Annotated in this window: 1 protein-coding gene; it reads left to right on the top strand. The window is 30.9% G+C overall.

The features are described 5' to 3' along the window. The coding region (locus N1F73_RS03660; RefSeq protein WP_260360154.1) for a hypothetical protein at positions 1-1,335 on the top strand (1,335 nt) is incomplete at both ends.

Genomic DNA, 1,335 nt, shown 5'->3' on the forward strand with positions numbered 1-1,335 from the left:
CAAAAGATTACAATGCTTTAAACACTGCGTTTGAAAACCTAAAAACCCAAGAGCAAGTCAGAAGAGATAAAATCACCGAGAGAAATAATAAAGATTCACAATTCAATATAGCATTAGCTAACTATAGTGATCCAAAATACAACAATATTAAAAACTATTTAAATAGCGCTAAAACAAGTGCTACTCAAGCCTTAAATAATGTGTTAAATAACCCTAATTCAACTACCAGCGAAATTAATAATGCATATGACGCATATACTGGTCAAAATGGATTACAAGGGGCGATTGAAAAAGCAGCGGCTGCTAAAGAATTTAAAGATAAATATGATGCAATTACTGCTCCATTAGCTGAAGATAAATATTCTGCTATTAAAACTGCAATTGATAATATTGCACAAGTAAAAGCGGGTCTAGATGGATTAAACAATATAGCGAACACTAATAAAGATGTATTTGAAACAGGCACAAATAAATTAAATGCTGAAAGTTCTAATATAAATAGTGTAAAAAATGCATTAGACAACTTAATTACAAAAATAAATAACTTGAAATCTCTTGCAAGTCCTACGATAGAAAATACTGATATTACAGCCTTCCATAATTTAGTAAACACTGACCAATTTGCTAATAAATTGAAAGGTCAAGTAACAAACGCTTTATCACCACAGCAATATAGTGCTCCAACAACTACGGCAAGCTCACTGGAAACAGTCAACAGCGAAGCTGTTAGAGAGGTCAACGGCTATGATAGTGCTCTAAGTACAGCAACTAATCAATTTAACAATGAAAATGATGCAGCCGTAAAACAAAAAGCCAAAGCTTTATTCAAAGCTGAATATGATAAAGTAGTTTATGCTTTAAGAAAAAATATTGATGATTTCAAAAATGCAGGTAATAAAACTGCTCTTGAAATTGGTGAAAAAATCAAAAATGAGTATAAAGCCGCTAAAGAAAAATTAGTATTATTAAATAATAATGCTGCTAAATATTTAGCAAAAGCCAAAGCCGAAGTAGCAGTGGAAAAATTACATTTAACTGAAAATAATCCGCAAACTACTTATAATAGTTTTTATAATCAAGGAATTGATCCTAACACAGCTTGATTAAAAGATTACGATTACCAAAATGGAAGTAGTTATATTGGTCTAAATTCAAGATTGCAACATTTAAATCAAACCGGTGGTGCTGTCCAACAATATAATGCAATTGCAGCCGAAGCCACAGGAAAACTAAATCAAAAAATGATCTTGGTTGAAAATAAAATTAAGTCACTGCTGCCAAGTGATATTAAGACCGCTTTAACACAAAAAATTAATCAAATTAAAACTGATAAGA

The organism is Mycoplasma sp. HS2188, from assembly GCF_025209835.1.
GTDB lineage: Bacteria > Bacillota_I > Bacilli_A > Mycoplasmatales > Metamycoplasmataceae > Mycoplasmopsis.